This is a genomic window from Caloramator sp. mosi_1 (genome assembly GCF_028622835.1).
Taxonomy (GTDB): domain Bacteria; phylum Bacillota; class Clostridia; order Clostridiales; family Caloramatoraceae; genus Thermobrachium.
The window spans coordinates 2642604-2667901 of the sequence record NZ_CP117677.1 but is presented as its reverse complement, the minus strand read 5'-3'; the positions used below and the strand labels follow the sequence as shown (position 1 = coordinate 2667901).

Sequence of the window (25298 nt, the reverse complement as noted above, 5' to 3'; positions counted from 1 at the left end):
AAAAATTTGGCCCTATCGGGCTAGTAAAATCAAGGTCTTTGAGTTATGCTCAAGGCTAAATTAGATATTAACAATAGAGGTGATAATGTGAAAATAAAAATAGTAAAAGATTATAGTGAATTGAGTAAAGTTGCCGCTAAAAAATAGTAGAACAAATAAAACAAAAACCTAATTCTGTACTTGGACTTGCAACAGGAGCAACACCTATTGGTTTATACGAAAGACTTATAGAATTATATAAAGTAAATAAAATTGATTTTTCAAGAGTTGTTTCTTTTAATTTGGACGAATATGTGGGCCTTGGAGAAGATTCTAAACAAAGTTTTATCAGTTATATGAATAATGTATTTTTTAATTATATTAATATAAAAAAACAAAATATATTTATACCTTCCGGAATAGCTCAGAATTTAAATGAGGAATGTGAAAAATATAATACATTGTTAGATGAGTATGGACCAATTGATATTCAAATATTGGGGTTAGGAACAAATGGACATATAGGATTTAATGAACCATCAGTTAATTTAAATCTAAGAACACATATAGTTGACTTAACAGAAGAAACAAGAGAGGCAAATGCAAAATTTTTGGAGATGTAGATAATGTTCCTAAAAAAGCAATAACAATGGGTATAGCAGATATAATGAAATCAAACAAAATTTTATTGTTGGCAAGTGGAAAAAATAAGGCTAATATTATAAAGCAACTTATTTATACAGGAATAAGTACGTTTTTGCCAGCTTCTATATTAAAACTGCATAAAGATGTTGTATTAATAGTAGATAAAGATGCAGCATCAAAAATTTTATAAGATTTTTAAAATAAAAATTGTATTGAAGAGTATTTAAGGAGGTAATGATAAAATTGAATTTGGAATTATTTAAAGTGTTTTTGAAAATAGGTTCTTTTACATTAGGAGGGGATATGCAATGATTCCCCTTATACAATCTGAAATTGTAGATAAAAGAAATTGGTTTGGTAAAGATGAATTTCTTGATATATTAGCTATAGCACAATCAACTCCAGGTGCATTAGCAGTTAATATGTCAATTAGCATAGGTTATAGAAAAAAGGTATAATAGGTGCTTTATGTGCAACTTTAGGCTGTGTATTGCCCTCCTTTTTACTATACTAGCTATTGCGATTTTTTTGAACGATTTATGAGAGTTAATTTTGTAGAAAAAGCATTTTGTGGAGTACGTCCGGCTGTTTCAGCACTAATTGTTTTTTCTGTTTTAAATATAGGTAGAACAAGTCATATTAAATACCATTGGTATTTTATTGTACCGATTACTTTTATGCTAATAAGTTTTTATAAAATAGATCCAACAATAATTATAATATCTGTAGCAATAATATCAATCCTTTATACAAGGATTAGGGGTGATCAAAATGAAAATAATTAGTTTGTTTTTTATATTTTTTAAAATTGGTTCTTTTTCAATCGGTGGAGGTTATGCAATGCTTTCATTTATTCAAAGAGAAATAGTTGAGGTTAATAAATATATAAAAATTAATGAGTTTTCAGATATACTTGCAATATCAGAAATGACTCCTGGACCTATTGCTATTAATTCTGCGACTTTTGTTGGATATAAAGTAGCAGGAATTTTAGGAAGTTTTTCAGCTACTTTAGGTATTGTACTTCCATCATTTTTGTTGATAGTTTTAATAACAAAATTTTTGTGAAGTTTTGTGATAATAAAGAGGTGCAAGGAGTTTTTATGGGAATAAGACCGGTTGTATTTGGGCTTTTAGTATCTACATCATATACTGTAATAAAGTCAAATGTAACTGAATTAAAGAGTTTTTTTATTTTCATTGTTTCATTTATTTCTTTATACAAAAATTTTTGGATCCTATTAGAGTATTAATTTTGTCCGCATTAATAGGAATTTTTTATTTTAATAAAACATATTATGAAATTAATTATTAAGTAAAATATTTCAAGTTGGTACGTATATAAAAGATAATACAATTGCCACAAAGTATTTTGAGGGTTTGTTAATTTCAACAACCCCTTTTTTATTTGTTTTTTAGAACAATATTAGATGAATTTATATTTATATTTTATGTTTGCAATTAGAAAAATATTGAATATAATTATATTAGATAGAAATCTAATATAAAACTTGAGGTGATAAAGTAAAATGTTAGAAAAAGATATAATTGAAAATACTAATTTTGTATTTAATCCTTGTCTCGAGTTTGCCTGTGCCTTTAATTTAATATCAAGATTAGAGGAGATGATGAAGCTTTCACAGGATTTAAACTATGAACCGCCTAAAGAGGATATACAATTATATGAAGAAATGCATAATTCCCTAACAAAATATATGAAATCAGAGATAGAGTATTTTAATAAAGTTTGCCCGATTGCAGGTATTCTTGCTGCATATTGTGCAGATTTTGAAGAATTAAAGGATGTAAAATCATTGTTAGATTTTATTGAAAAATCTAACGACGTAATTTTTTCAATTATTTAGGAGGTACTTATATTTCAGAACACGAATCAAATAGTCACGAGGGGTGGGATGACGTTAAAAACAGTATAGAAAAGATGCTTAAGTATATTCAAAAGTAGAAGTAGAAGATAACGAAATAAAAGAAAGAATAGTAGAGTTGTTTAAAAATCCAGATGAAACAAAAACAGGCTTGTTTTTTATTTAGAAGTTTCTATGAGAAGATATACAAAAATATGAAGAAGGAATACAGGATATTTGCATTAAGGGAATAGAAAAGTATAAAATTATTTTCGCAGAAAACCCAAAGGATTTTATGGAGAGGTATTTTCTAAATTTCTTCAAAATTGAAAATGAGACTTGGCAGTATAAATTAAATATACACATTAGTCTATTTAAAGAGATATATTTTTGGGTTTTAAATATGCACGACTATAAAGAAAAATTTGGATGGGTGCTGCTTGGAATAAATACAGATAAATTAGTTTATAAAAATAAGTTGCAGGAACAGGTAGATAACTTCTTAAAAGTTTTATCCGATACAAGGAGAGTAAAAATAATAAAACTTTTGGCAAAAAGGCCCTACTATGGATATGAAATTGCCTCAATTTTAAATCTTACTCCTGCAACTGTAAATCACCATATGAATTTTTATTTGAAGCAGATATTGTGACCTTCAACAAAAAAGACAACAAAGTTTATTTTTCATTAAAGATTGATAAAGTTAGAGAACTATTTAAAATAACAGAGGAAATATTATTAGATGAAAAAGAGGAAAGTCAAAATAATCTATAGATATTAGTTAAAAACCTTTTGTAAAAAAATTTATTAATTTTTAAATAAGGGGAATAAATATGGAGAGAGAAATAGAAATAAATAATGCAAAAAGAGTAAACAGTATATTTTCAAATAAAAATTTTATGCTTTTATTCTGGGGAAAATTAGTATCGCAACTTGGAGACGTTATATACAATATGGCGATTGGATGGTATATATTAACTATAACTAAATCTGCAACGCAGATGTCCTTTTATATGGCCTTTGGAACAGTTGTTTATGTTGTTTTAAGTCCCTTTGGTGGTGTTGTTGCGGATAGATATAACAGAAAATACCTAATAGTTTTAATGGATATAATAAGAGGAGTAGCAGTAGCTACTATAGGAATGCTGATGTTTTTTAATATAAAATCTATTTCGCTTTTGTATATTTCTTCATTTATTTTAAGCGTTTGTGGTGCAATTTTTGTACCAGCTTCAAATTCAATTGTTCCAAACATTGTTGAAGAAGAACACTTAACAAAGGCAAATTCAATGACAAGTTCTATAAACAGTCTATCTAACATTTTTGGGCTTGTTGCAGGTGGAGTTTTATATGCACTTTTGGGTATAAAATTCATATTTTTATTAAATGCAGTTTCCTATATATTAAGTGGAATATCTAGAATGTTTATAGATTATGAAAACAAAATTGATATAAATGAGGAAAAAGAAAAGCGCTTTATAAAAGAATTATTAGAAACCTTCATATATATAAAACACCAAAGGCCAGTTTTTGTTGTTATTCTTATGGCAACACTATTAAATTTTATTTTAGTTCCTGTTTTTGCAGTTTATTTACCGTATATATTCAATCAAATAGTTAAAACATCAGCTTTAGAATATTCCTATGTTGGAGCATCAGAATCCATAGGCTTTCTTTTAGGTGCAATTATAATTTCAGCTCTTCCTCAAAGGGATAAAATAAATATTTATCTTAAAATTGGTATAATAGTTTACAGTGTACTTGTGTTTTTAGCCTATTTAGGTGTTAATAGTTATATAAATGGGTATATTAGTTCACAGGTTTTTGTTATAATATTTGTATTAATGGCTTTGGTATTAGGTACCTTTAGTTCTATTATTAATATTCCCTTTGGTGTATTCATTCAAAGAAAAATTCCTAATGAACTTTTAGGAAGAGTGTCGGCAATGTTAGGAACACTATCGATGGCAGCAATGCCACTTGGTATGCTATTAGGAGGAGTACTTACTGACCTACTACCAATGAATATACTTCTTCTTATAACTTCTATTATTTTAGCAATAATAAGTATATCAGGATTCTTCTTTTAAAAGTGCCACCCAGGTGAAAAGTGAATAGAACCATATTTTGTAAATTAGAAGAAAGAGGAAGGATATGAAAAATAGTAGTAGATAATGTTGAAGCAAAGTTTCCTGTTTATGAAGTAGGATATTATGAAGATGCTTAGTAAAGGGAGCACTTAGGAGAGAAGGCATTAGCTAAAATTACAAAAAGAAAAATATAGAAAAAGTGCCACCCAGGTGAAGGGTGAATAGAACCTTATTTTGTAAATCTAAAGAAGGAGGAAGGATATGAAAAAAGGCCAAGAAATAGTAGTAGATATTGTTGAAACAGAGTTTCCAGGTTATGGAGTAGGGTATTATGAAGATGCTAAGGTTTTAGTAAAGGGAGCACTACCAGGAGAGAAGGTATTGGCTAAAATTACAAAAAAGAAAAAGAAGGTTGAGGCTAAAATACTTGAGGTTCTTGAAGAAGTAGATTATAAAATAGAGGCACCTTGTCCAATCTTTGGTATATGCGGCGGCTGTACTCACCAATTTATTGATTATAAAAAGCAACTTGAGTTGAAGGAAGAGCAGGTATTAAAACTTTTTAAAGAGGCTAATATAGATGGATTTGAATACAGAGGAATTGTAGAGAGCCCAAGTATATATGAATATAGAAATAAAATGGAGTTTACCTTTGGAGATTATGAAAAGGGTGGGGAGTTAACTTTAGGACTCCACACTCCTGTAAAAGAAATGCAGTAGTTTCTACTACTACTTGTTTACTTGTAGATAAAGATTTTAGAACTATAGTTAAATCAACACTTGAATATTTTAAATCAAGGGAAGTTCCCCACTACAACGTATTAAGCCATAAAGGATACTTAAGACACCTTGTTGTACGAAAGGCAAAGAAAACAGGGGAAATATTGGTAAATCTTGTTACAACATCACAAATTGATTTTAATTTAAATGACTATGTTGAAGTTTTAAAAAACACTACATATGATGGAACTCTAACTGGAATAATTCATACTGTAAATGACAGTCTCTCTGATGCGGTTAAGCCTGAAAAGGTAGAAGTTTTATATGGAAGGGACTATATAATAGAAGAACTTTTAGGTCTTAAATTTAAAATTTCTCCCTTCTCCTTTTTCCAAACCAACACATTAGGTGCAGAAAGGCTATATTCAGTTGTTAGAGAATTTATAAGTGCTTCTAAGGATAAGGTTGTATTTGACCTTTATTGTGGTACAGGTACAATAGGACAGATTGCTGCTCAAAATGCAAAAAAGTTATAGGGGTTGAACTCATTGAAGAGGCAGTTGAAGCAGCAAATAATAATGCAAAATATAATGGTTTAGACAACTGTGTATTTATTGCAGGGGATGTAAAGGAAGTAATTAAAAATATCGAAGAAAAACCAGATATTATAATTCTTGATCCACCAAGACCAGGTGTTACACCTGATGCTTTAAAAAATGTTATAAATTTTAATCCAAAGGATATAGTTTATGTTTCCTGCAATCCAAAGACATTAGTTGAAAATTTAAAACAGCTAAAAGAGAGTGGATATGAAGTAAAGGCGTTAAAAATAGTTGATATGTTCCCACAAACTCCACACGTGGAGAGTGTAGTAAAGTTAGAGAGGAAGTAGCTTAAAATATGTATGGTAGAGAAGTAATAATAGCACCAAAAACTATGCATCAAGTCAGATATGTTCAGAGTGTGGATATAAAAAACCTGATGCAAAAATTGGAATTAAGAGAATGGAAATGTGCAATTTGTGGTGCTAATCAAGATAGAGATATAAATGCGTCAAGAAGCTTGCTAAAATTAGCCATTTAGATGGTAAAATTGGGGATTGAACAGCCCTTTGAGCGTGGGTAATCTGGTAGCAGAAGCTATCTTGACCACGAAGCCCCAACCTCTATAGGTGGGGGTAGTTCACAGAAGGTTGTAAAAGAGTTTTTGGAAATATAACCTTAATGGGTGAAAAGGCAGGAAAAGAGGGAATGACATCCTTTCAGGCATTAGCAACAGCAATAGCCGCACAGGTTGGAACAGGTAATTTAGCAGGTGCAGCGACAGCAATTGCCTCAGGTGAACCTGGAGCTATATTTTGGATGTGGTTGAGTGCTTTCTTTGGTATGAGTACAAGACCCTATTATTCTTTGCATTTTCAACAATAATTGGGTGGTATTTCTTTGGTGAAGCAAACGTAAAATTCTTATTTGGTAAAAAGGACTTATGCCCTATAGAATATTTGTTGTTATTTTCATAGCATTAGGTACAGTTCTTGAAGTTCCTTTAGTATGGGAGTTAGCAGATTTCTTTAATGGAATAATGGTCATTCCAAACCTTATAGCACTACTTGGATTGTCTGGTTTGGTTGTAAAATCTTTGAAAGAATATGAGGAAAATAAGTAATGTATTTTACTTATAAATAGATATTGGATACAAGCCATTCAACCAAATGTAATAAAGAAAGAGGGATAATAAGATAAGTTTTAAATCACTTATTATCCCTCTTTTATTTTCCCCATAACGCCCAAATGGTCACGCTGGGGTAGATTCAGCTTTTGTATTTTCAAGATGTTTAAATATAAAATCAGCTACTCCATCTTCACTGTTTGTTAGTGTAACAAAGCGGCATATTCTTTTTATTTCACCTTCTGCATTTCCCATAGCAACGCTAATACCAGCCTTTTTAAACATTGAAATGTCATTAAAATTGTCTCCAAAGGCGATTACATCATCAAGGCCTATGTTCAAATATTTTGCAAGATATTCAAGTGCATTACCCTTAGACGCATACCTTGAAACCATTTCAAAGTTATACTTATGGGATATAACAAAGGATAGTTTTTGAAATTTTTAACAAATTCCCTACCATAGTTTAATTTTTCTTCATCAAAGGACATAGAAGAAATGCAGCAGAACTCCAAGTCGGAATTTAAAAGTTCATCAACATCGTTGAAATATTTAATTCCGTATTGTGAAAAAATCAAATTCATTGTAACATCAATATACTCCTTAGTTATTTTTGGATTGTTACCTTTGGCTAATTTAAAATCTTCTATTATAGTATCTTCAAAGCCTTTATGCAGATATACATTATTGTCAGTTAGAATCTGAAGAAAGAATTTATTCTCCATTAACCAGTTTACAACAGTTTTAAGTTCATCCTTAGGAATAGTCCAGCTTTTTAATTTTTTACCATCTATAGTGTGGACTGTTGAACCATTTCCTGAAATTATATGTGCATCGATTTGAGCCTTTTTAATATATTAAGCACATCTGTATATATTCTACCGGTTGCAATTGCAATTTCATATCCATTTTCCTTAGCAGCCCTTAAGGCCCTTATGTTTTGTTTACTTATTTCGTGCTTAGAATTAAGTAGAGTACCATCTAAATCAGAAACAATAAGCTTCAATTAAATCCCTCCATCATTTTGCTATAATAAGATTAACTCCATTTTCCTTAAGAGTTTTTATAATACCTTCATTTGGACTTGCATCTGTAATAATAATGTCTATTTCAGATAAACTACACACCCTAAAGGCAGCAGTATTACTAAATTTTTGTGGTCAACTAATACAATAGTCTCTTTGGATTGTTTTATTATGCTTTGCATAACAGCAGCATCCTCGTCATCAGCAACAAATATTCCATTTTTGTTATTGAAAGTGCACCTAAAAAGGCTCTATCTGCATAATAGTTAGAAAGCATATTTATCGTATTGTGGCCGTATAAAAATCTATGCTCTGGGTTTAACTTTCCACCTAATAAAATAGTTTTTATTTTTGCTTTAGAGGACAATACATCAGCAACATTAATTGAATTTGTAATAACGTTGCACTCAATATCCTGCATAAGTTCAGCACAGGCTTGCACTGTTGTTGATGTATCTAATATAACTGTATCGCCTTCTTTAATTAGAGAAGTTGCCATTTTTGCAATCTTATGTTTTTCTTCAACATCATAATGAAGTCTTTCAACATATGGCTTTACCTTTTCGTGGGCAAGAGGCAGAATTGCTCCTCCGTGGGTTCTTACGATAAGACCCTTTTTTCAAGATTAACCAAATCCCTTCTTGCAGTATCTCGGGATACATTATACAACTTGCATATATCCTCAACACTAATTCGCTTATTTATTTTAAGGTATTCTAATATATGCTGCATTCTTTCTTCTTGAAACATACGCCACCTCGATAGTTATTCTTTAATTTAATTGTAATGTATTGTAAGTAAAAAGTCAATTAATTGTAAGTAAATATAATGAATTATAAGTAAAAGAATTAAATTCTACTTATTTAGAAAATATTTCATTAAATTAAAAATTTATATTATAATTACTTATGTATAAACCACAAAATTCATAAGCGAGGTATGGGATATGGTTTACATATCAACAGCAATGTATGTAGAAGCACAGGAATTAATAAAAAAGTTCGGCTTGAAAAGAGACAATAGTATAAACAAATTTGAGGTTTTTAAAAATGATGAAGTTACATTGATAATAACAGGTGTTGGAAAAGTAAGGTCTGCAGTTGCCTTAACATATCTTTTATCAAGGCAACAAGTAAATGATAAAGATGTGTATATTAACTTTGGAGTATGCGGTACAAGGGATATAGAAGTTCCTCGAGGGAAGTATTCTTATGCAACAAAATAAAGGACAACGAAACAAATTTCACCTTTTATCCAGATATATTACTAAAACACCCCTTTAAAGAAGCTGGTATTGAAACCTTCTCAAGGGTAGTTATAAAAGAGGAGGTTAGTGAACAGTTAGTAGATATGGAAGCTTCTGCCCTGTATCAGGCGGCATCTGTGTTTTTAAAACCTCACCAAATATTTTTTATAAAGATAGTTTCTGACTACTTAAACATAGAAAATATAGATAAGGATATCATATTAAATATAATAGGAAAAAGCGTAGATAAAGTAGTAGAATGGATAAATAACATTAAAGATGCATTAAATTATAAAGAGGAAGTCTTAACAAGAGAGGAAGAGGAGCTTATAAAAAGGCGTCTGAAAACCTAAAGATGTCTGCAACAATGCAAAATGAGTTTAGACAGCTTATGATATACCATAAACTTTCAAACAACGACATAACAAAACTCATTAATACATATTTAAGTATAAATTGTAAATCAAAGAATGAAGGGAAGATGTATCTTGCAGAGCTTAAGGGAAGAATTGTTTAATAGGGCCTTTTCCCATATATATGTTGAAAAAGGGCAATGAAATATAGTTTAACAAAGGACATATTAAAAAGGTTTGAATGCTCAAAAATAATTGAAATAGAACATTATAAGGATGTGTTTTCAAGAGCAAATCAAGATTTTTATCTTCAAAAGCAAAGTCCAAAACTTATACTGGCAGTAAAACAGAATAACCTAATATATAAAGGTGCTGAGGTCTGTGAAGATTTTGGAAACAAGTATTTTTACTATACTTCAATAATGATGAATTGTATATACGACTGTGAATACTGCTATCTTCAGGGAATGTATACATCTGCTAATATTGTTATTTTTGTAAACATCGATGACTATTTTAAAGAAATAAGGGAGCTGTTAAAGAAGCATCCTGTTTATCTTTGTATATCCTATGATACAGACCTTTTGGCCTTTGAAGGATTAACAAACTATGTAGGACGATTTATTGAATTTGCAAAGGTAAATAGAGATTTAACAATAGAGATAAGAACAAAAAGTGCAAATTTTACATCAATAAAGGATTTAGAACCTCAAGATAACGTGATTTTAGCTTGGACACTATCTCCAGATGGAGTAATAGAAAAGTATGAGCACAGGACGCCAAGTTTAAAAAGAAGAATTGAAGCAATCAAGAATGCAGTAGATAAGGGATGGAGGGTTAGACTTTGCTTTGACCCAATACTATATATAAAAGATTGGAGAGAGGATTATAAAACTTTAGTTGAAGAAGTCTTTAGCATCATAGATGGTGAAAAAATAATTGATGTCAGCATTGGACTTTTCAGGGTTTCAAAGGATTACCTAAAGAGGATGAGAAAACAAAGGCCTAACTCAATCGTTTTAAATTATCCCTATGATACTATAGAGGGTGTATGTAGCTATGATAGGGAACTTGGAAAAGAGATGATAGAGTATGTTTACAGTCTTATAAAGTCCTATGTAGATAGAGAGAAAATATACATATGAAGGGATGATAGTATGAAGGCAGCAATAGTTACAGGAGCATCATCAGGAATAGGCTTTGAAATAAGCAGAGTTTTATTGGAAAAAGGATTTAAAGTATATGGATTTGGAAGGGATTTTTCTAAGATAAGCTATGAACACCAAAACTTTAATAAAATTGTTTGTGATTTGATGAATATAGAGGTACTGTGTGATAAAGTAAAAGAAATAGGCAAAAAGAAGAAATCTATATACTCATAAATAATGCTGGTGTCGGATATTTTGGCCCCCACGAAGAACTAAATCCTAAAAGATAGATGAAATGGTTAAGACCAACTTAGAAGTTCCGCTAATTTTAACTCAACAGCTTCTTAGGGATTTAAAGAAAAATAAGGGATATATAATAAATATCTCATCAATAACTGCCAAAAATCAAGCACCTATGGCTGTGCCTATGCAGCAACTAAGGCAGGTCTTACCCACTTTGCAAATAGTCTGTTTGACGAGGTTAGAAAGTATGGGGTAAAAGTTGTAACTATTCATCCAGATATGACTAAGACAAACTTTTACAGAAGTGCAAATTTTAAAGAGGGGCAAGAGGAGGATACCTTTATTGAGGCTAAGGAAGTTGCAGCCTTTGTAGATTTTATCCTGTCCCAGAGGCAAGGAATTGTAGTAACGGATGTAACAATAAAACCCCAAAGGCATATGATTGTAAGAAAGTAAACTTCCCTTGACATAATCTTAAAAAGTTATAATATAATTATATAATTAAATTCTTAAATAAGGAGGCAGAAAAATGTCTATATTAGGTATAATTTTTAGGTGGTTAAATGACCAGCTTTTGAAGATGACGTGGCTTTATGAGTTAGTAAGAATATTTGTTGAAAAGGTTCTCAGACTAAATTTTAATACAAGATTAGGTGGAAGTGTACATTTCTTTATTTATGATACAATAAAGATATTTATACTTCTTTCTGTCTTGATATTTTTAATATCCTATATACAAAGTTACTTCCCACCAGAGAGAACAAAAAGATACTCGGCAACATAAAGGGAATAAAGGGAATATACTTGGTGCACTGCTTGGAACTGTAACACCTTTTGCAGTTGTTCAAGTATTCCATTATTTATAGGCTTTACTTCAGCAGGACTTCCAATAGGGGTAACCTTCTCCTTTCTAATATCATCACCCCTTGTAGACCTTGCATCCTTCTTACTTTTAATGTCCTTCTTTGGACTTAAAATTGCCTTAGCCTATGTTATAGTTGGTTTAATACTTGCTGTAATTGGTGGTACTATAATAGATAAGTTAGGTCTTGAAAAGTACGTTGAAGGCTATGTAAAAGAGATTGAAAATGTGGATATAGAAGTACCAGAAATGTCAAGAAAAGAAAGAATTGATTATGCAAAGGAACAAGTTAAAGACATAATAAAAAGGGTTTGGCTTTACATTTTAATAGGTGTAGGAATTGGTGCTACAATACACAACTGGATACCGCAAAACATAATTGAAAATGTTGTAGGAGGTAAAAATCCATTTTCAGTTGTGCTTGCAACAGTAGTTGGAATACCAATGTATGCAGATATATTCGGTACACTGCCAATAGCAGAGGCACTATTCCTAAAGGGAGTTGGAGTAGGAACAATACTTTCCTTTATGATGGCAGTAACAGCTCTTTCTCTACCATCAATGATAATGCTGAGCAAAGTAGTAAAGCCAAAACTTTTAACGATATTTGTATCAATTGTTTCAATAGGAATACTCATAATAGGTTATCTATTTAATGCAGTATCTTACCTATTTATATAAAGGTGAAGCCACCATTTCTATAAACTTAAAGAGTTTACAAAACCCCTTGAAGGAACTTCTGAATCCTTCAAGGGGTTAACTTAATCATTTTTTTAATTTAAACACATCATCCACTAATTCTTTCTTTATTTTAGCATTGTTGTATCGTGCATTTATATAAACATCCCTAATCTTATCTAAATTATTTTTTATACCTTCTGCCTTTTTGTTGACATCAAGGCTTGTATCAGATGATAAAATATCAATCCTCATCCTCTTTAATCCCTTTAAAAATTTATAGTACCTATATCTTACATATTCAATCTCATCATCAAGATTGTACCTTTTAGGACTTCTTTTTATCACAGAACTTTTATAGATTCCTTATGTTCAACAAATTCTTCATCATAAGAATTGCCTATCTGTATTCTTTTTAATATTGACATTACAATTTTTATTAAAATCAAAAACAGAACTATTTTAATAAGTAGGTTTACAATTGGCGAATTCATAAAAACATCTATTAAAGTTTTTTCGTTGGGTGAAATTTTTGCAAATTCATTAGAGGAGTTTTTAATTTGCGGTAAATTATCAAGATTAAACTTAAAATCTACTTTTCCAAAAATCAATGTAAATATCTTAGCAAAGGAGAAAATTAAAAATGCAGCTGCATAGGCTATAGATAAAGTTGTGTAGTAGTATAAATAGAATAGTAGTTTAAACAGTATTCCTCTAATCTGTGGTATGGATAAAATAACTGAGAGCAAAAGAACAGAAGACATAAAGAATACATTGAAGCTACTAATTTTTGCTTCACCTTCAATAGATAATACCCTCAGCGTTCTTAGCAAAAGGACAGATGTCACAGCATAAAATATTAAAAAAGACTGCAATAAAAGCTTATGTCCTTAAATGTCATATATACAATAAGATGTATAAAAAGAGAGGCAAAAATTAATCTGTTGGCAGTTTTAAAGTAGTCCTTAAAATAGTAGTAGTCTGTAAAGCTTTTTTATTTTTTAAAAGCCAATTTAGCATTATAGAAGCAGCCAGTAAAAAGAACAGAGTTTGAGTGTTTCTATAAAAAATACAGGTAGAAGCATAAAAGGATAGAAAAATATAAAGTTTAAATCCTTTATAGTAAAAAGACTAACCACAAATATAGTATATATAAAAAGTATTTCAACCCTATTTAGCGTAATAATAGAAAATAAAACAAAAACACAAAGGACACTCTGTTCAATACACTGCTTAATGAAATTAACCTCAATTAAAATCGCCCCCAATTATAAAGGTTTCAATGTTATCTTTACTTAAAAGTTCAAGGTTTTCTTTAGATGCAGTAATTATGGTTAGCTTATTTATTTGTTTTGAAAGTTTTTCTATATTTTGGACATACTCCTTAAAAACCTTTGGAAGTATTAAAACAAAGGAACTGTAGTTTGAACAGATTGGCATTAAATATTCTAAATAGTCCTCAAAGGGCATTGATATATTGTAATCGGCCATACCAAGCATTTTTAAAACGTTGTATTTGTGGTATTCTGTTAATCCATAGTGTATTACTTCTACATTTGTACTTGTTATCTGTGAATTTACTGCTATACCATAGGGTATATTATTGTCGTGGAACTTTTCGCAAATATCCCTTGTAACAGAAATACAGGCCTCAATTCTTCTGTAGTCTATACTGTAATAAAAGGGCTTATAACTTTCAACATTTACAACAACCATAACCGTACTATCGGTGGTGTAGTCAAAGTTTTTAACCATAAGTTTATTAAGTCTTAAAGAAGTTGGCCAGTGGATGTGCTTTTGAGGTTCAAAACCCGTATACTCCCTAAGTCCTATAATCATTGTAGGATCATCTAAAATAAATCTCTTAACAGAAATGTTACCCATTGTACTTCCATAGGGTAGAAGTATTTCCTCAAAATTTAATTTCCGGGGCAATACAATAATGGACCTATTCATATTGAAGGAGACATCCTTAGTAGAGAGTCCTAAAATATCTCCAACCTGCAAAGATGCACTATGTATTATATAAAGTCCACGTTTTTTAAAACCTACATTATAATCTCTTATTCTTCTTTGATAGGGCATAAGTACTGTCTGAAAACCAAAATACTGTTCGTCTCTTATTTTATTTTTAGCATTTTTAAAGTACATTCCCTTTGGAACTTCTAAAAACACCTCAAGAAAGGTTACGGGAATTTTTTTCTATTTTCCAACTTAAAACTTAACTTTATCTCCTGCCCAAATTCAACAACGTCGCAGGAGGGGTTTATGTCGAAGTATATTTCCTTATAAATATACTTTTTCATCATTTCATTTACAGTAAAAAAAGTCCAATCAAAAACAAAAGAACGTAAAACATAATAGTTCCTCCTAAACCTCTTCAAGTGGAACCTTTACATTATCCAAGCACTTTAAAACAAAGGAATAAATTGATTTTGACTTTGTTTTTGTTATTATTCTGTGGTTTAGTACATAGGGGGCAAGGAATTTAACGTCCTCAGGAATAATAAAGTCCCTACCATTTATTGCAGCATAGGCCTGTGATGCCTTAAAAGGCTTAAAGTAGCACGGGGACTTGCACCAAGTATAACTTCCTCTGAATTTCTAATATATTCAACTATGTCAAGTATGTAGTTTATTACCTCCTCTGATGCCTTTACATATTTATAATTCCTTTGAACATAATCTATTTCTTCCCTTGTTACAACTTCGAAAAGCTCCTCAAGAGGATTTTCCTCTTTATATCTTTTAATAATATTTTTTCCTCCTCTTTGCTTGGATACCCTAATGAAATTCTCATTAGGAATCTATCAAGTTGTGCTTCAGGAAGAGGGAAGGTTCCAAAGGACTCAACAGGGTTTTGGGTAGCAAGAACCATAAAGGGCTTGTTTAAAATGTAGGTGTTTCCATCAACTGAAACCTGCTTTTCCTCCATAGCTTCAAGAAGGCTTGACTGTGTACGAGGTGTAGCTCTATTTATTTCATCAGCAAGAAGTATGTTCGTAAAGATAGGACCTCTTTTAAATTCAAATTCCATAGACCTTTGATTATAGAAGTTTATACCCGTTAAATCAGAGGGCATTAAATCTGGAGTAAACTGAACTCTTGTAAAATTAAGGCCTAAGGTTCTTGAAAAGGCCTTTGCTAAAGTAGTTTTTCCAAGCCCAGGCACATCCTCTAAAAGAATATGTCCACCGCATATAAAACCAACAGTAATTAAATCTATTATTTCTTCTTTACCTATAATAACCTTTGATATATTTTTTCTTATCTTATTAGAAAAATCAACAAATTCTTTCACAGATTACCACTCCCTTCATTTATATAATAACATATAAAATCAGTAAATGTAATAACTTATAATTATATTGATGTCGATATATAGTATAGATTTTATGTCTATAAATTTTTTATAGCACATATAATAAAAAATGGTATAATTTAAAATATATGATTTTAGGGGAAGTAGTAATGAAAAAAACACTGTTAAGCTTTGTTTTATCTTTATTTATAATTACAAATACCAATACTATAAAAACAGCTTTTGCAGATACATCACAAAATATAGACAATAAGCAAAGCGACGTGATTGAAATAACCATATCTGCAGCTGGAGATTGTACACTCGGTACAGACCCAACAACACGATATAAATTAACCTTTATGAACGAATTTTACACACAAAACAAAGACTATTCTTATTTTTTAGAAATGTAAAACATATTTTTGAAAAGGATGATTTAACAATAGTAAATTTTGAGGGAACGCTAACAAATTCAACTAAAATGGCTAATAAAGACTATAGGTTTAAAGGTTTGCCAGAATTCACAAACATATTAAAGGAAGGTAGTATAGAGGCTGTAAATCTTGCAAACAACCATACATACGATTTTTTAGAAAAGGGTTACAGGGATACACTGTATTATTTAGGTAAAAGTGTAATAGAATATTTTGGAAGAGAACAGAGAAAAATAAAAGAAATAAAAGGCGTAAAGGTTGGTCTTTTAGGATATACCGGCTGGGCAGATACAAAGGCCTTGAGAAAAAGAATAAAGGACGATATTAAATATCTGAAATCAAAGGGTGCAAATATTGTAATTGTAAGTTTTCATTGGGGAGAAGAGAAGAAAAACTATGCCAATAAAACACAAAAAGCCTTGGTAGATACACAATTGATTCGGGTGCAGATTTAGTATTAGGACATCATCCCCACGTAATTCAGGGAATTGAACAATATAAGGGAAAAATGATTGTCTACAGCCTTGGAAATTTTTGCTTTGGAGGCAATGTAAATCCCTTTGATAAAGACACCTTTATATATCAACAGACCTTCAAGTTTAAAGACGGAAAACTAATAGACGGTAAAAACTATAAGATAATACCTGCATCAGTTTCATCAGTTAAATATAGAAACAACTTCCAACCAACTCTGTTTACAGGAAAAGACGCCCAAAGGGTGTTAGATAGAATAAAGAAATATAGTAAATAAAATATAAAAAACTGTTATATAGTAGTAGCCCCAAAAAGGATTACACAGCTCTTTAGCTAAAGAATAATTTCAAAAATCCTTATTGGGGCTCTATATCTTTTAAATGTTTTATGTCCCAAATATATTCTTTTCCTGTTCAAGTATATATTGATTTGTATAAAGCCTATAGTAGTATCCCTTTCTTTTCATAAGCTCTCTGTGATTTCCATCCTCTATAATCCTGCCGTCCCTTATTACAAGTATCCTGTCGGCGGATTTTATTGTAGATAATCTGTGGGCAATTATAAAGCTGGTTCTTCCCTTTAAGACCTTTGAAATTGCCTGCTGTATCATATGCTCTGTTTCTGTATCCACAGAGGAGGTTGCTTCGTCTAATATAAAAATACTTGGGTTTGCAACAATTGCCCTTGCAATGGAGATTAGCTGTCTTTGTCCAACAGAAAGCTTAGCTCCACCTTCACCAACCTCGGTATCATATCCCTTTTCAAGGGACATAATAAATTCGTGAGCATTTGCAAGCTTTGCAGCCTCAATAATCTCCTCAAAACTTGCATTTAAGTTTCCATACTGTATATTCTCCTTTATAGTGCCGCTAAAAGGTGAGGAGTTTGAAGCACATATCCAAGGCTCGAGTGCAGTTTTGATAAAGGAATAGTTTTATAATCCATTCCATCAATAAAAATTGTTCCCCTTGTTGGTTCATAGAATCTGCATAGAAGATTAACTATAGTGCTTTTTCCAGAGCCTGTTTCTCCAACCAGGGCAATGCTCTGTCCTGCCTTTACTTTAAGGTTGAAATCCTCAAGTACGTCTTCTCCCTCCTTATAAGAAAAGTAAACATCTTTAAATTCAATGTCTCCCTTTATCCTCTTGATTTTTGACAGCTCTCCAAAATCTTTAATTTCAACCTCTGTATCAATTAAAGATATAACTCTTTCGGCAGCAGTCTGGGCAGAAATAAATTCTGCCATAACCCTTGCAAGTTCTCTAACAGGGTCAAAAACTGAATAGAGTAGGAGATAAAGGCAGTTAGAGTACCAAAGCTAATGCCTCCTAAAATGACGCTCCTTCCACCAAAGTTTAGGGCAAGGGCAGTACCAATGCTTCCAAGAGTCATAACAAGAGGCATATATATGGAGGATAAAACGGCAGCCCGTACAGATGATGAAAACATACTCTTTGTCAAACCTTCAAACTCCTGTATATTTTTATCCTCAATGTTTAATATCTTTGAAGTTTTTGCCCCCATTATTCCCTCGTTGAAGGCACCTGTTATCTGTGAATTTATTCTCCTTACCCTTCTATATTCAAATAATATCTTCTTTTGAAAATATATGCTTAAAAGAGCAAGGAATGGTACAACACTCAATGTAATTAAAGCAAGTTTAACGTTTAGTATAAACATATATATGACAATTGAAGTCATTATTGAAATTCCCCAAATAAAATCCACAATCCCCCAAGCTAAAGTATCGCCGATTCTTGCAACGTCTGAGGTTAATCTTGCCATAATCCACCCTACAGGTGTTTTGTCAAAGAAGGAGAAGGATAGTTTTTGAAGTTTAATGAAGGCATTTTTTCTAATATCGTAGCACAGCCCCATATTTATTTTACCTGCAAGGGCAATAAGCCACCATACATTAAATACCTGAACTATTATCAAAGCTAAATAAACCAACATAAATTTCCAAAAACCTTCAAGGCTATTGTTTTTAACATAATTATCTATTGCATACCTGTTTAAAATGGGGAAGGTTGCATCAATTACTCCAACCCCAATCATAACAAAAACCAAAAGAATAACAGAGTTCCTATATTTCTTTAAAAAATCAAACAACCTTTTCCAAAGATGCAGGTCGAATCTCTTTTTAAACTCCTGTTCCCTAATTTCCATAAAATCACCACCTTATTCCTCATCAAGCTGACTTTGAATATCCCAAAGCTTTTTATATAAACTATCTTTGCTCATAAGCTCCTTGTGGCTTCCTATTTCAACAATCCTTCCCTTATCAAGCACAATTATCCTGTCGCATTCTTGGGCTGTTGTAAGCCTGTGGGTGATTATAATTGTTGTGGTATCTTTGCTTCTTTCTTTAAGCCTTCTTCTTATATGCTGTTCTGTTTCAGTGTCAACGGCACTTAAGGAGTCGTCAAATATTAAAACCTTATAATCCTTTATAACACACCTTGCAATGGCAACCCTCTGTTTTTGTCCTCCAGATAGGGTAACCCCTTTTCACCAATCTGTGTTTCATATCCCTTTTCAAAGGACAAAATGGTGTCGTGTATATCAGCAATCTTACTTGCTTGAATAATACTGTCATCCTTTGCACTTTCTACTGAAATTGCAATATTTTCCCTTAAAGTCTTTGAAAAGAGGAAGCAGTCCTGCGAAACAAGCCCAATATTTTGCCTTAGATAGTTTTTGTTTATATTTTTAACCTCAACCCCATCAATCTCAATAGAACCTCTATCATAATCATAAAGACCAAGTAGTAGATGGGCTAAGGTAGACTTACCTGAACCGCAAGGCCCAATTATTGCAACAGTTTCTCCCTTTTTATGCTAAAGGTAACATCCTTTAATACATCCTTTCCATCCTTATAAGCGAAGGATAGATTATTAAAACTAATATTTCCTTCTATATTTGGCTTAACTCCAGAGTCTAAATCTTCAAGGGGTTGCTGTAATATTTCGTTTATACGTCCTATTGCAACAAAGCTCTTACCCATATCCGATAAAATTCTTCCAAGCTGTCTTATAGGCCAAAGAAGCATCCCGATGTAGCTTATGAATATAAAAAGCGTTCCAAGTGTAATTATTTCCTTTGATGCAAGATATACACCATATACCACAACCAAGAAGGTTTGGAGCATACACATTGCATCGGAGGTAGACCAAAAGTAGGCAAAGGTCTTCATTAACTTCAAAAGAAGATCCCTATACCTTCTATTTTTTCTTCAAACTTTTCTATTTCATACTCTTCACGATTAAAGGCCTTAACAACTCTAACTCCTGTCAAATTCTCCTGAAGCACAGCAGACATTTCCCCTCTGCCTCATCACACATTTGAAACTCCCTTTTAACCCTTTTGAAAAATACAAAGGATGCAGCAAATATAAAGGGTAAAATTGAAATAGAAACAAAGGCGTATTTTACGTTGTAATAAAACATTATAGAGAGTATAAAGATAACCATAAAAACAGTTCTTCCTATCTCTACAAATTGAACAGCCAAAAAGCTCTTTATAGTCTCAACGTCGGAGGTACACCTTTGAATCAAATCTCCAGTTTTAGCCTCTACGTGAAAGTTGTAGTATACCCTTTGAAGGTGACTGTAGAGTCTGTCTCTTAAATTTTTAGCAACAGCCTCTGCAGCCTGGCTTGACCATTTTCCCTTAATATACATAAAAATTCCATTAAGTAAAGTGATTAAAACAATTAAAAAAGCAACAATGTAAAGATGTTTTCTTAAATAATCCCTACCTCCAAGGTAGTTAAAAGATAGAGTATATACCTACCTTCAACTTCCTTATCTCCAATAATGGAGTCAATACTTGTTTTGATTATTATAGGTATGATTATAGATAAAAAGAGAGAAATAATAATAGAAATACTGGCAAATATATATTTCAATCTATATCCCTTCATAAATTTAAAGAACATAATCTCACCTCCAGATAAAATAAAAAGGTCATAGGTACTAAACCTATGACCGCATCTTCAAAAGGGTAAAAGCTTAATTGGACGTATTAAGGTCAGGTTGTACCAAATAGACAAAAATATTCACTTTATCTGATAAAAATACTCTATTAAGCATCAGTACAACCTCCCTTCCTTTAAACTTGAGTTAGAACAAATTTACATTTCAAAATTAACTATAACATAGTTTAAGTTACAAATCAAGAAAATTATGAAAATATATTACAAACATATGTTCGTATATTATTGAAATAATTACACATAATAGTAGTGATTTAGATTACACTATGGAAAAGAGGTGTGTATATGGATTATAATAAAATTGAGGATGCGGTTATGAAAAATGCTCTTAATTTATTTTCACAAAGTGCAGTAAAGTTTTTGGTATAAACAAAAAAATAATAGCACCAGCAAATACAGAAATAAAAAATATTGAGATTAATACGAATTATACCGATTATATTTTTTATGCTGACGATGGAAGTTATATTCATTTTGAATTTCAAACAACAAATAAAGAAAGTGATTTAAGAAGATTTTTGTTTTATGATGCTTCTTTTGTATATAAAGAAAACAGAAGAATAGAAACAATAGTAATTTATTCATCTGATATTAAAGATGTAAGGTCAGAATTAAATATGGGAAGTATTAAATATTATATAAAAACCTTTTGTATGAGTAGTTTAGATGGTGATAATATATTTGAGGATATAAGACAAAAATAGAGGGAGAAAAAGAACTTGAAGATGTGGATATATTAAAACTAACTTTTGTTCCATTAATGAACAGTAAAATAAGCAAATCAGAAAGAGCAGCAAATTGCATTAGACTGGCAAGTAATATAAAAAATAATGAAAATAAAATACAGTGTATAAGTATGTTGTTTGCACTACTTAATAAGTTTGGTGATAATGAAATAAAAAGAGCATATGGGAGGTGTTTGAAATGACAGATATAGGCAGAATGATTTATGAAGATGGCATAAAAAAGGAAGAGAAGAAGGAAAATTAGAGGGGGTAAAGGATGGAAAGATAGAGACTTTACTTAGATTGCTCGTTAAGAAGTTTGGGAAGGTACCAGAAGACTATAAAGAAAAATTAAAAAATTTACCTTTAGAAATAATAGATATAATCTTAATTGAAATTATCGATATGAAGGATATAAATGAATTAAATAAGTATCTTGAATAATAAAGCAAGAGATGTTTACCCATCTTTTGCTTTATTATTTTGATAAAAAAGGGAAAAATAAGTTTAAAATTATGAGGGAGTGGTTAAAATGAATAGGTTAATAAATGAAAAATCCCCATATCTACTTCAGCACGCCCACAATCCAGTTGACTGGTATCCTTGGTGTGATGAGGCCTTTAAAGAGGCAGAAAAACAGGATAAGCCAATATTCTTAAGTATAGGGTACAGCACCTGCCACTGGTGCCACGTTATGGAAAAGGAGAGCTTTGAGGATGAGGAGGTTGCAAAACTTCTAAATGAAACCTTTATTTGCATAAAGGTGGACAGAGAAGAAAGACCGGATATAGACAGTATATATATGATGTATTGTCAGATGATGACAGGACACGGAGGTTGGCCTTTAACTATTATAATGACACCAAACAAAAACCCTTCTTTTCTGCCACATATATTCCAAAGGAAACTATATATAACAGAATAGGAATGAAGGATTTGATAAAGAGAATAGACGAACTTTGGAAAAAGGACAGAAAAAGCTTTTAGACTCATCCGAGAAAATTTTTAGAGAACTTACAAAACTCAATCAAGAAGATAAAAAGGGAAAAATAACAAAGGAGGATGTGCTTGAGGCAGTAAATGAGTTTGAAGTAATATTTGATAGACTATATGGAGGATTTAATAAAAGACCAAAATTTCCAATCCCCACAACCTGTTATTTTTAATGAACATATATGTTGAAAAGAAGGATGAGGATATAAAGGATATGGTAACAAAAACGCTTGATGCAATGATGCAGGGTGGAATATTTGACCATATTGGGTATGGATTCCATAGATATTCTACCGACAGAGAATGGAAACTTCCTCACTTTGAAAAAATGCTGTACGACCAAGCCCTACTTACTTTGGCCTATATAGAAGCCTATAGAGTCTTTGGAGAAGAAAAATATAAAACCGTAGCACAAAAGGTTATTGAATATGTAAAAGAGATTTAACCTCAAAGGAAGGTGCCTTTTATTCAGCAGAGGATGCAGATAGTGAAGGGGTTGAGGGAAAGTTTTACACCTTTACATATGATGAGCTTAGAAACATATTAACAAACGATGAGTTTGAACTTTTTAAAAGGGTATATAACATAAAGGAGGAGGGTAATTTTGAAGAGGAGGCAACAGGCGAGAAAATAGGCCAAAACCTTTTATATAAAATAAAGGAATATGAGGAATATAGAGATAAGTTAGAAGTGATTAGAGACAAAATATTTAAATTTAGAGAAAATAGAATAAGACCTTTACGGGATGAAAAGATATTAACCGACTGGAATGGTCTTATGATTGCAGCCTTATCAAGGGCAGGTTTTGTATTAAACAATAATGAATATATAAATATGGCAAAAAAGGCAGCAGATTTTATACTCTCTCTTTCAAAGGACGGATTAAAGCATAGATATAAAGATGGTGAATACAGCTTTGAACCGTTAATTGATGATTATGCCTTTTTACCTTCGGACTTTTAGAATTGTATTTATCAACCTTTGAAGCAAGGTACTTAAGTGAGACAATAAAATTAGTCGAAAAGATGATAGAAGAATTATGGGATAGTGAAAGAGGTGCATTTTTCCAGGCAAAAGAGTCCTCTGAATTAATATTAAGAAATAAGGAAATATATGATGGTGCTGTTCCTTCAGGAAATTCAGTTGCAGCTTATGTTCTATATCTTCTATATCGAATTACTGGCGATACAAGATATCAAAAATATGCAAATGAAACCTTAAACAGCTTTGCAAAGGAAATAAAGGCTATAAAATCTGCCCATAGCTTTGCACTGCTTGTACAGGATTTACTCTTTTCAGAGCCTATTGATATAGTAATAGCTTCAAGGGATAAAAAGGAAATAGATAGATTCCTTGAACAGATGAGAAAAAATATACAAAAATATGCTGGTGCTTGTAAAAACTGATGATAAGGTAGATGAAATTATACCCCACATTAAAGAAATTAAAATAAAGGACGAACCCTACGCCTATGTATGCAAAAATTTCACCTGCGGATTACCACAAAAATAGATGAATTTTTAAACAATAGGATAAATTTATCCTAAAATATGATATAATATAAATAGAGGATGTGGAGGTGATGATATGTTGGTAAATACTAAAAATTTAGTATCAATTTCAGAGGCTAATCAAAATTTTTCTAAAATAGCAAGAATGGTTGAAAAGGATAAGCCTGTAATAATATTAAAAAATAATAAACCTAAATATATTTTATTAGACTATGAAGAATTTAACAAAGAAACAACAGGAGAAGAAGAAAAATTAGAAGATATAGCAAACAAAATTTTAATGAAAAATTTAGAGGCATTTAAGGAGCTTGCTAAATAAAGTATATAGAGATATCCTTTATTTTAAAAATGTATATGAAAATGGTTGAGGCAACAGGAGGAACTTATGGCATAAGAAGCATTGAGCTTCTTGAATCAGCAATAGAAAACTCAAAAATAACCTTTGAAGGAATTGAACTTTATCCAACTGTTGAAGAAAAATGTGCAAATATATGCTATTCAATAATAAATAATCATCCATTTGTGGATGGTAATAAAAGAATGGGAATTTATATTATGCTTGTTTTATTAGAATATAACAATGTATATATTGAATATACACAAGAGGAGCTTGTTAAATTAGGACTCGACATTGCGTGTGGTAGTTTAAGGCAAAAAGATATTGTAAACTGGATAAAAAACACAAAAATAGCCTCAGTATCCACTGAGGCTTTTAGATTGCATCAAATGTATATGCCTTATTTATTGGCCTTTTTACATCCCAAGTACACTTTAATCCCTTAGGAAATGTAACAAGCATTCCTTCATTTATAACCACAGTTTCAATTGGAGTTGTAACAATAACCTCTCCCTCAAAAATATAGCACGTTTCTGTTTCATCGTATTGCCAGTCAAACTTAGAAACTCCGCAGCTCCATCTTCCCCAAGTGTCAATTCCAAGCTTTTGCCTCTTCAAGGGACATTTGCTTAATCTTTATTTTTTCCATAATCTGACCTCCTTGTATAATATAAAGTTTTCTTTAACTTACATATGTATTCGTGAATTACCACCATCTATAGAGGTGGTGGTTTCGTGGTCAATACTCCTATCGGAGCAAGTTTACCCACGCTCATAGGGCCGTTCCATCCCCAGTTTTACTATTTGCATAGCTAATTTTAGTAGCTTGTTTTTCACTAATTTTCAGCGACATTCATCATCCACTTATAGAAGTGGGTGACTTCTGTCGTTGATTAGGTTAAAAGTACTTTTGGGCAGTATTTCATTATCATTTTCCTACATACAAATTATACCACAAAATAATATTACGACAAAATATATTAAGAGACAATAATAAAATGG

At 31.3% G+C, this 25298-nt stretch carries 40 protein-coding genes and 12 pseudogenes; 35 read left to right on the top strand and 17 right to left on the bottom strand.

Annotated elements, in window-relative coordinates:
• The first annotated feature begins 87 nt into the window (after window positions 1-87).
• From nagB to PL321_RS22050, 12 genes and pseudogenes are all read left to right on the top strand, one after another.
• Window positions 88-814, top strand: a pseudogene (gene nagB, locus PL321_RS18875) (glucosamine-6-phosphate deaminase).
• A gap of 118 nt (window positions 815-932) precedes the next feature.
• Window positions 933-1409, top strand: a pseudogene (locus tag PL321_RS18870) (chromate transporter).
• Window positions 1396-1692: a chromate transporter gene (locus PL321_RS18865; RefSeq protein ID WP_273962998.1), complete on the top strand. Its 297-nt coding sequence runs from the start codon at window positions 1396-1398 to the stop codon at window positions 1690-1692. Before PL321_RS18870 ends, PL321_RS18865 begins: the two are co-directional and overlap by 14 nt.
• A 35-nt stretch (window positions 1693-1727) precedes the next feature.
• Window positions 1728-1877 carry a hypothetical protein gene (locus tag PL321_RS18860; protein WP_273962997.1) on the top strand — a complete coding sequence of 50 codons (150 nt, stop codon included), beginning with the start codon at window positions 1728-1730 and terminating at the stop codon, window positions 1875-1877.
• A gap of 276 nt (window positions 1878-2153) precedes the next feature.
• Complete coding sequence (locus tag PL321_RS18855) at window positions 2154-2489, top strand: hypothetical protein (RefSeq protein ID WP_273962996.1); 336 nt, start codon at window positions 2154-2156, stop codon at window positions 2487-2489.
• 292 nt (window positions 2490-2781) lie between these two features.
• Entirely contained in the window at window positions 2782-3138 is a 357-nt protein-coding gene (locus PL321_RS18850) for an ArsR/SmtB family transcription factor (protein WP_273962995.1), read from the top strand.
• On the top strand, window positions 3135-3260 hold the full coding sequence (locus tag PL321_RS18845) for a hypothetical protein (protein ID WP_273962994.1): 126 nt from the start codon (window positions 3135-3137) through the stop codon (window positions 3258-3260). The genes PL321_RS18850 and PL321_RS18845 overlap by 4 nt, the downstream gene beginning before the upstream one ends.
• Before the next feature lie 59 nt (window positions 3261-3319).
• Window positions 3320-4576, top strand: coding sequence for an MFS transporter (locus PL321_RS18840; protein ID WP_273962993.1), 1257 nt, complete (start codon window positions 3320-3322; stop codon window positions 4574-4576).
• A 261-nt stretch (window positions 4577-4837) separates the two neighbouring features.
• Window positions 4838-6188 (top strand): annotated as a pseudogene (gene rlmD, locus PL321_RS18835) (23S rRNA (uracil(1939)-C(5))-methyltransferase RlmD).
• 11 nt (window positions 6189-6199) lie between these two features.
• Window positions 6200-6379 (top strand): annotated as a pseudogene (locus tag PL321_RS18830) (zinc ribbon domain-containing protein); the annotation flags it as partial.
• A gap of 161 nt (window positions 6380-6540) precedes the next feature.
• Window positions 6541-6690 (top strand): annotated as a pseudogene (locus tag PL321_RS22055) (alanine:cation symporter family protein); the annotation flags it as partial.
• A pseudogene (locus tag PL321_RS22050) lies at window positions 6660-6961 on the top strand (alanine:cation symporter family protein). The pseudogenes PL321_RS22055 and PL321_RS22050, both read left to right, overlap by 31 nt.
• A 129-nt stretch (window positions 6962-7090) precedes the next feature.
• Here the strand turns inward: PL321_RS22050 and PL321_RS18820 are convergent.
• The 5 genes from PL321_RS18820 to PL321_RS18805 all read right to left on the bottom strand — a co-directional run bounded on the left by PL321_RS18820 (window position 7091) and on the right by PL321_RS18805 (window position 8721).
• Window positions 7091-7360: an HAD hydrolase family protein gene (locus PL321_RS18820; RefSeq protein ID WP_273962992.1), complete on the bottom strand. Its 270-nt coding sequence runs from the start codon at window positions 7358-7360 to the stop codon at window positions 7091-7093.
• A complete protein-coding gene (locus PL321_RS20535; protein WP_337960890.1) occupies window positions 7303-7689 on the bottom strand; it encodes a hypothetical protein in 387 nt (128 codons plus the stop codon). The genes PL321_RS18820 and PL321_RS20535 overlap by 58 nt, the downstream gene beginning before the upstream one ends.
• A 98-nt stretch (window positions 7690-7787) precedes the next feature.
• Window positions 7788-7970 (bottom strand): HAD family hydrolase, encoded by a 183-nt coding sequence (locus tag PL321_RS20530; RefSeq protein WP_337960889.1) that lies wholly within the window; start codon window positions 7968-7970, stop codon window positions 7788-7790.
• Between the two features lie 188 nt (window positions 7971-8158).
• Window positions 8159-8488 (bottom strand): hypothetical protein, encoded by a 330-nt coding sequence (locus PL321_RS18810; RefSeq protein WP_273962991.1) that lies wholly within the window; start codon window positions 8486-8488, stop codon window positions 8159-8161.
• 101 nt (window positions 8489-8589) lie between these two features.
• Entirely contained in the window at window positions 8590-8721 is a 132-nt protein-coding gene (locus tag PL321_RS18805) for a DeoR family transcriptional regulator (protein WP_273964704.1), read from the bottom strand.
• A 214-nt stretch (window positions 8722-8935) separates the two neighbouring features.
• Between PL321_RS18805 and PL321_RS18800 the strand changes: the two genes are divergently transcribed.
• The 8 genes and pseudogenes from PL321_RS18800 to PL321_RS18775 all read left to right on the top strand — a co-directional run bounded on the left by PL321_RS18800 (window position 8936) and on the right by PL321_RS18775 (window position 12522).
• A complete protein-coding gene (locus PL321_RS18800) occupies window positions 8936-9214 on the top strand; it encodes a 5'-methylthioadenosine/S-adenosylhomocysteine nucleosidase family protein (RefSeq protein WP_273962990.1) in 279 nt (92 codons plus the stop codon).
• A complete protein-coding gene (locus tag PL321_RS18795; RefSeq protein WP_273962989.1) occupies window positions 9157-9588 on the top strand; it encodes a hypothetical protein in 432 nt (143 codons plus the stop codon). Before PL321_RS18800 ends, PL321_RS18795 begins: the two co-directional genes overlap by 58 nt.
• Window positions 9589-9590: 2 nt before the next feature.
• The gene (locus PL321_RS18790; protein ID WP_273962988.1) at window positions 9591-9752 is read left to right on the top strand and encodes a hypothetical protein; all 162 of its coding nucleotides are present in this window, start codon (window positions 9591-9593) and stop codon (window positions 9750-9752) included.
• Between the two features lie 36 nt (window positions 9753-9788).
• The gene (locus PL321_RS18785; protein WP_337960888.1) at window positions 9789-10733 is read left to right on the top strand and encodes an SPL family radical SAM protein; all 945 of its coding nucleotides are present in this window, start codon (window positions 9789-9791) and stop codon (window positions 10731-10733) included.
• Between the two features lie 12 nt (window positions 10734-10745).
• Window positions 10746-10970, top strand: a complete 225-nt coding sequence (locus PL321_RS20525) for an SDR family NAD(P)-dependent oxidoreductase (RefSeq protein WP_337960887.1) — start codon at window positions 10746-10748, stop codon at window positions 10968-10970.
• Window positions 10971-11031: 61 nt separating this feature from the next.
• Window positions 11032-11231 (top strand): annotated as a pseudogene (locus PL321_RS22045) (SDR family NAD(P)-dependent oxidoreductase); the annotation flags it as partial.
• A gap of 27 nt (window positions 11232-11258) precedes the next feature.
• On the top strand, window positions 11259-11435 hold the full coding sequence (locus PL321_RS22040; protein WP_443110845.1) for a hypothetical protein: 177 nt from the start codon (window positions 11259-11261) through the stop codon (window positions 11433-11435).
• A gap of 73 nt (window positions 11436-11508) precedes the next feature.
• A pseudogene (locus PL321_RS18775) lies at window positions 11509-12522 on the top strand (permease).
• Between the two features lie 84 nt (window positions 12523-12606).
• Here PL321_RS18775 and PL321_RS18770 read toward each other — a convergent pair.
• From PL321_RS18770 to PL321_RS22035, 4 genes and pseudogenes are all read right to left on the bottom strand, one after another.
• Window positions 12607-12867, bottom strand: coding sequence for a hypothetical protein (locus tag PL321_RS18770; protein ID WP_273962987.1), 261 nt, complete (start codon window positions 12865-12867; stop codon window positions 12607-12609).
• Window positions 12864-13352 (bottom strand): hypothetical protein, encoded by a 489-nt coding sequence (locus PL321_RS18765; protein WP_273962986.1) that lies wholly within the window; start codon window positions 13350-13352, stop codon window positions 12864-12866. The genes PL321_RS18770 and PL321_RS18765 overlap by 4 nt, the downstream gene beginning before the upstream one ends.
• Window positions 13353-13767: 415 nt before the next feature.
• Window positions 13768-14694: a DUF58 domain-containing protein gene (locus PL321_RS18760; RefSeq protein WP_273962985.1), complete on the bottom strand. Its 927-nt coding sequence runs from the start codon at window positions 14692-14694 to the stop codon at window positions 13768-13770.
• Between the two features lie 195 nt (window positions 14695-14889).
• Window positions 14890-15820: pseudogene (locus tag PL321_RS22035) on the bottom strand (AAA family ATPase).
• A 170-nt stretch (window positions 15821-15990) separates the two neighbouring features.
• Between PL321_RS22035 and PL321_RS18750 the strand changes: the two are divergent.
• The 3 genes and pseudogenes from PL321_RS18750 to PL321_RS18740 all read left to right on the top strand — a co-directional run bounded on the left by PL321_RS18750 (window position 15991) and on the right by PL321_RS18740 (window position 17008).
• Entirely contained in the window at window positions 15991-16236 is a 246-nt protein-coding gene (locus tag PL321_RS18750; RefSeq protein WP_273962984.1) for a hypothetical protein, read from the top strand.
• Window positions 16173-16738, top strand: a pseudogene (locus PL321_RS18745) (CapA family protein); the annotation flags it as partial. The gene PL321_RS18750 and the pseudogene PL321_RS18745, both read left to right, overlap by 64 nt.
• Window positions 16739-16765: 27 nt before the next feature.
• Window positions 16766-17008: a hypothetical protein gene (locus tag PL321_RS18740; RefSeq protein WP_273962983.1), complete on the top strand. Its 243-nt coding sequence runs from the start codon at window positions 16766-16768 to the stop codon at window positions 17006-17008.
• Window positions 17009-17116: 108 nt separating this feature from the next.
• On the opposite strand, the gene PL321_RS18735 is transcribed toward PL321_RS18740, so the two are convergent.
• From PL321_RS18735 to PL321_RS18705, 7 genes and pseudogenes are all read right to left on the bottom strand, one after another.
• Window positions 17117-17542 carry an ATP-binding cassette domain-containing protein gene (locus PL321_RS18735; protein WP_273964701.1) on the bottom strand — a complete coding sequence of 142 codons (426 nt, stop codon included), beginning with the start codon at window positions 17540-17542 and terminating at the stop codon, window positions 17117-17119.
• Window positions 17543-17589: 47 nt separating this feature from the next.
• A complete protein-coding gene (locus tag PL321_RS18730; protein ID WP_273962982.1) occupies window positions 17590-17979 on the bottom strand; it encodes an ATP-binding cassette domain-containing protein in 390 nt (129 codons plus the stop codon).
• Window positions 17928-18902 carry an ABC transporter transmembrane domain-containing protein gene (locus PL321_RS18725; RefSeq protein ID WP_273962981.1) on the bottom strand — a complete coding sequence of 325 codons (975 nt, stop codon included), beginning with the start codon at window positions 18900-18902 and terminating at the stop codon, window positions 17928-17930. The genes PL321_RS18730 and PL321_RS18725 overlap by 52 nt, the downstream gene beginning before the upstream one ends.
• 437 nt (window positions 18903-19339) lie before the next feature.
• Window positions 19340-19546 (bottom strand): annotated as a pseudogene (locus PL321_RS18720) (ATP-binding cassette domain-containing protein); the annotation flags it as partial.
• Window positions 19546-19938, bottom strand: coding sequence for a hypothetical protein (locus tag PL321_RS18715; RefSeq protein WP_273962980.1), 393 nt, complete (start codon window positions 19936-19938; stop codon window positions 19546-19548). The pseudogene PL321_RS18720 and the gene PL321_RS18715, both read right to left, overlap by 1 nt.
• Window positions 19935-20030: a hypothetical protein gene (locus PL321_RS18710; RefSeq protein ID WP_273962979.1), complete on the bottom strand. Its 96-nt coding sequence runs from the start codon at window positions 20028-20030 to the stop codon at window positions 19935-19937. Before PL321_RS18710 ends, PL321_RS18715 begins: the two co-directional genes overlap by 4 nt.
• Window positions 20027-20416 carry an ABC transporter transmembrane domain-containing protein gene (locus PL321_RS18705; RefSeq protein WP_273962978.1) on the bottom strand — a complete coding sequence of 130 codons (390 nt, stop codon included), beginning with the start codon at window positions 20414-20416 and terminating at the stop codon, window positions 20027-20029. Before PL321_RS18705 ends, PL321_RS18710 begins: the two co-directional genes overlap by 4 nt.
• A gap of 135 nt (window positions 20417-20551) precedes the next feature.
• Here PL321_RS18705 and PL321_RS18700 point away from each other — a divergent pair, with 135 nt between their 5' ends.
• From PL321_RS18700 to PL321_RS18645, 12 genes and pseudogenes are all read left to right on the top strand, one after another.
• Window positions 20552-20707, top strand: a complete 156-nt coding sequence (locus tag PL321_RS18700) for a hypothetical protein (protein ID WP_273962977.1) — start codon at window positions 20552-20554, stop codon at window positions 20705-20707.
• Window positions 20708-21248: 541 nt separating this feature from the next.
• Window positions 21249-21434, top strand: coding sequence for a hypothetical protein (locus PL321_RS18695; protein WP_273962976.1), 186 nt, complete (start codon window positions 21249-21251; stop codon window positions 21432-21434).
• Between the two features lie 23 nt (window positions 21435-21457).
• Window positions 21458-21658: a hypothetical protein gene (locus PL321_RS18690; protein WP_273962975.1), complete on the top strand. Its 201-nt coding sequence runs from the start codon at window positions 21458-21460 to the stop codon at window positions 21656-21658.
• Between the two features lie 100 nt (window positions 21659-21758).
• Window positions 21759-21899, top strand: coding sequence for a DUF4351 domain-containing protein (locus PL321_RS18685; RefSeq protein ID WP_273962974.1), 141 nt, complete (start codon window positions 21759-21761; stop codon window positions 21897-21899).
• Window positions 21900-21987: 88 nt separating this feature from the next.
• Window positions 21988-22442: pseudogene (locus tag PL321_RS18680) on the top strand (thioredoxin domain-containing protein).
• Window positions 22415-22621 carry a hypothetical protein gene (locus PL321_RS22030; protein WP_273962973.1) on the top strand — a complete coding sequence of 69 codons (207 nt, stop codon included), beginning with the start codon at window positions 22415-22417 and terminating at the stop codon, window positions 22619-22621. The pseudogene PL321_RS18680 and the gene PL321_RS22030 overlap by 28 nt, the downstream one beginning before the upstream one ends.
• Window positions 22621-22893, top strand: coding sequence for a hypothetical protein (locus PL321_RS18670; RefSeq protein ID WP_273962972.1), 273 nt, complete (start codon window positions 22621-22623; stop codon window positions 22891-22893). Before PL321_RS22030 ends, PL321_RS18670 begins: the two co-directional genes overlap by 1 nt.
• 245 nt (window positions 22894-23138) lie before the next feature.
• Window positions 23139-23411, top strand: a complete 273-nt coding sequence (locus PL321_RS18665) for a hypothetical protein (protein ID WP_273962971.1) — start codon at window positions 23139-23141, stop codon at window positions 23409-23411.
• 2 nt (window positions 23412-23413) lie between these two features.
• Entirely contained in the window at window positions 23414-23854 is a 441-nt protein-coding gene (locus PL321_RS18660; protein WP_273962970.1) for a hypothetical protein, read from the top strand.
• The gene (locus tag PL321_RS18655; RefSeq protein ID WP_273962969.1) at window positions 23832-23960 is read left to right on the top strand and encodes a hypothetical protein; all 129 of its coding nucleotides are present in this window, start codon (window positions 23832-23834) and stop codon (window positions 23958-23960) included. Before PL321_RS18660 ends, PL321_RS18655 begins: the two co-directional genes overlap by 23 nt.
• A gap of 75 nt (window positions 23961-24035) precedes the next feature.
• On the top strand, window positions 24036-24278 hold the full coding sequence (locus tag PL321_RS18650) for a type II toxin-antitoxin system Phd/YefM family antitoxin (RefSeq protein ID WP_273962968.1): 243 nt from the start codon (window positions 24036-24038) through the stop codon (window positions 24276-24278).
• Window positions 24275-24742: a type II toxin-antitoxin system death-on-curing family toxin gene (locus PL321_RS18645; protein WP_337961242.1), complete on the top strand. Its 468-nt coding sequence runs from the start codon at window positions 24275-24277 to the stop codon at window positions 24740-24742. The genes PL321_RS18650 and PL321_RS18645 overlap by 4 nt, the downstream gene beginning before the upstream one ends.
• On the opposite strand, the gene PL321_RS18640 is transcribed toward PL321_RS18645, so the two are convergent.
• Window positions 24672-24914 carry a cupin domain-containing protein gene (locus PL321_RS18640; protein ID WP_273962967.1) on the bottom strand — a complete coding sequence of 81 codons (243 nt, stop codon included), beginning with the start codon at window positions 24912-24914 and terminating at the stop codon, window positions 24672-24674. The genes PL321_RS18645 and PL321_RS18640 overlap by 71 nt on opposite strands.
• Window positions 24915-25298 lie beyond the last annotated feature (384 nt).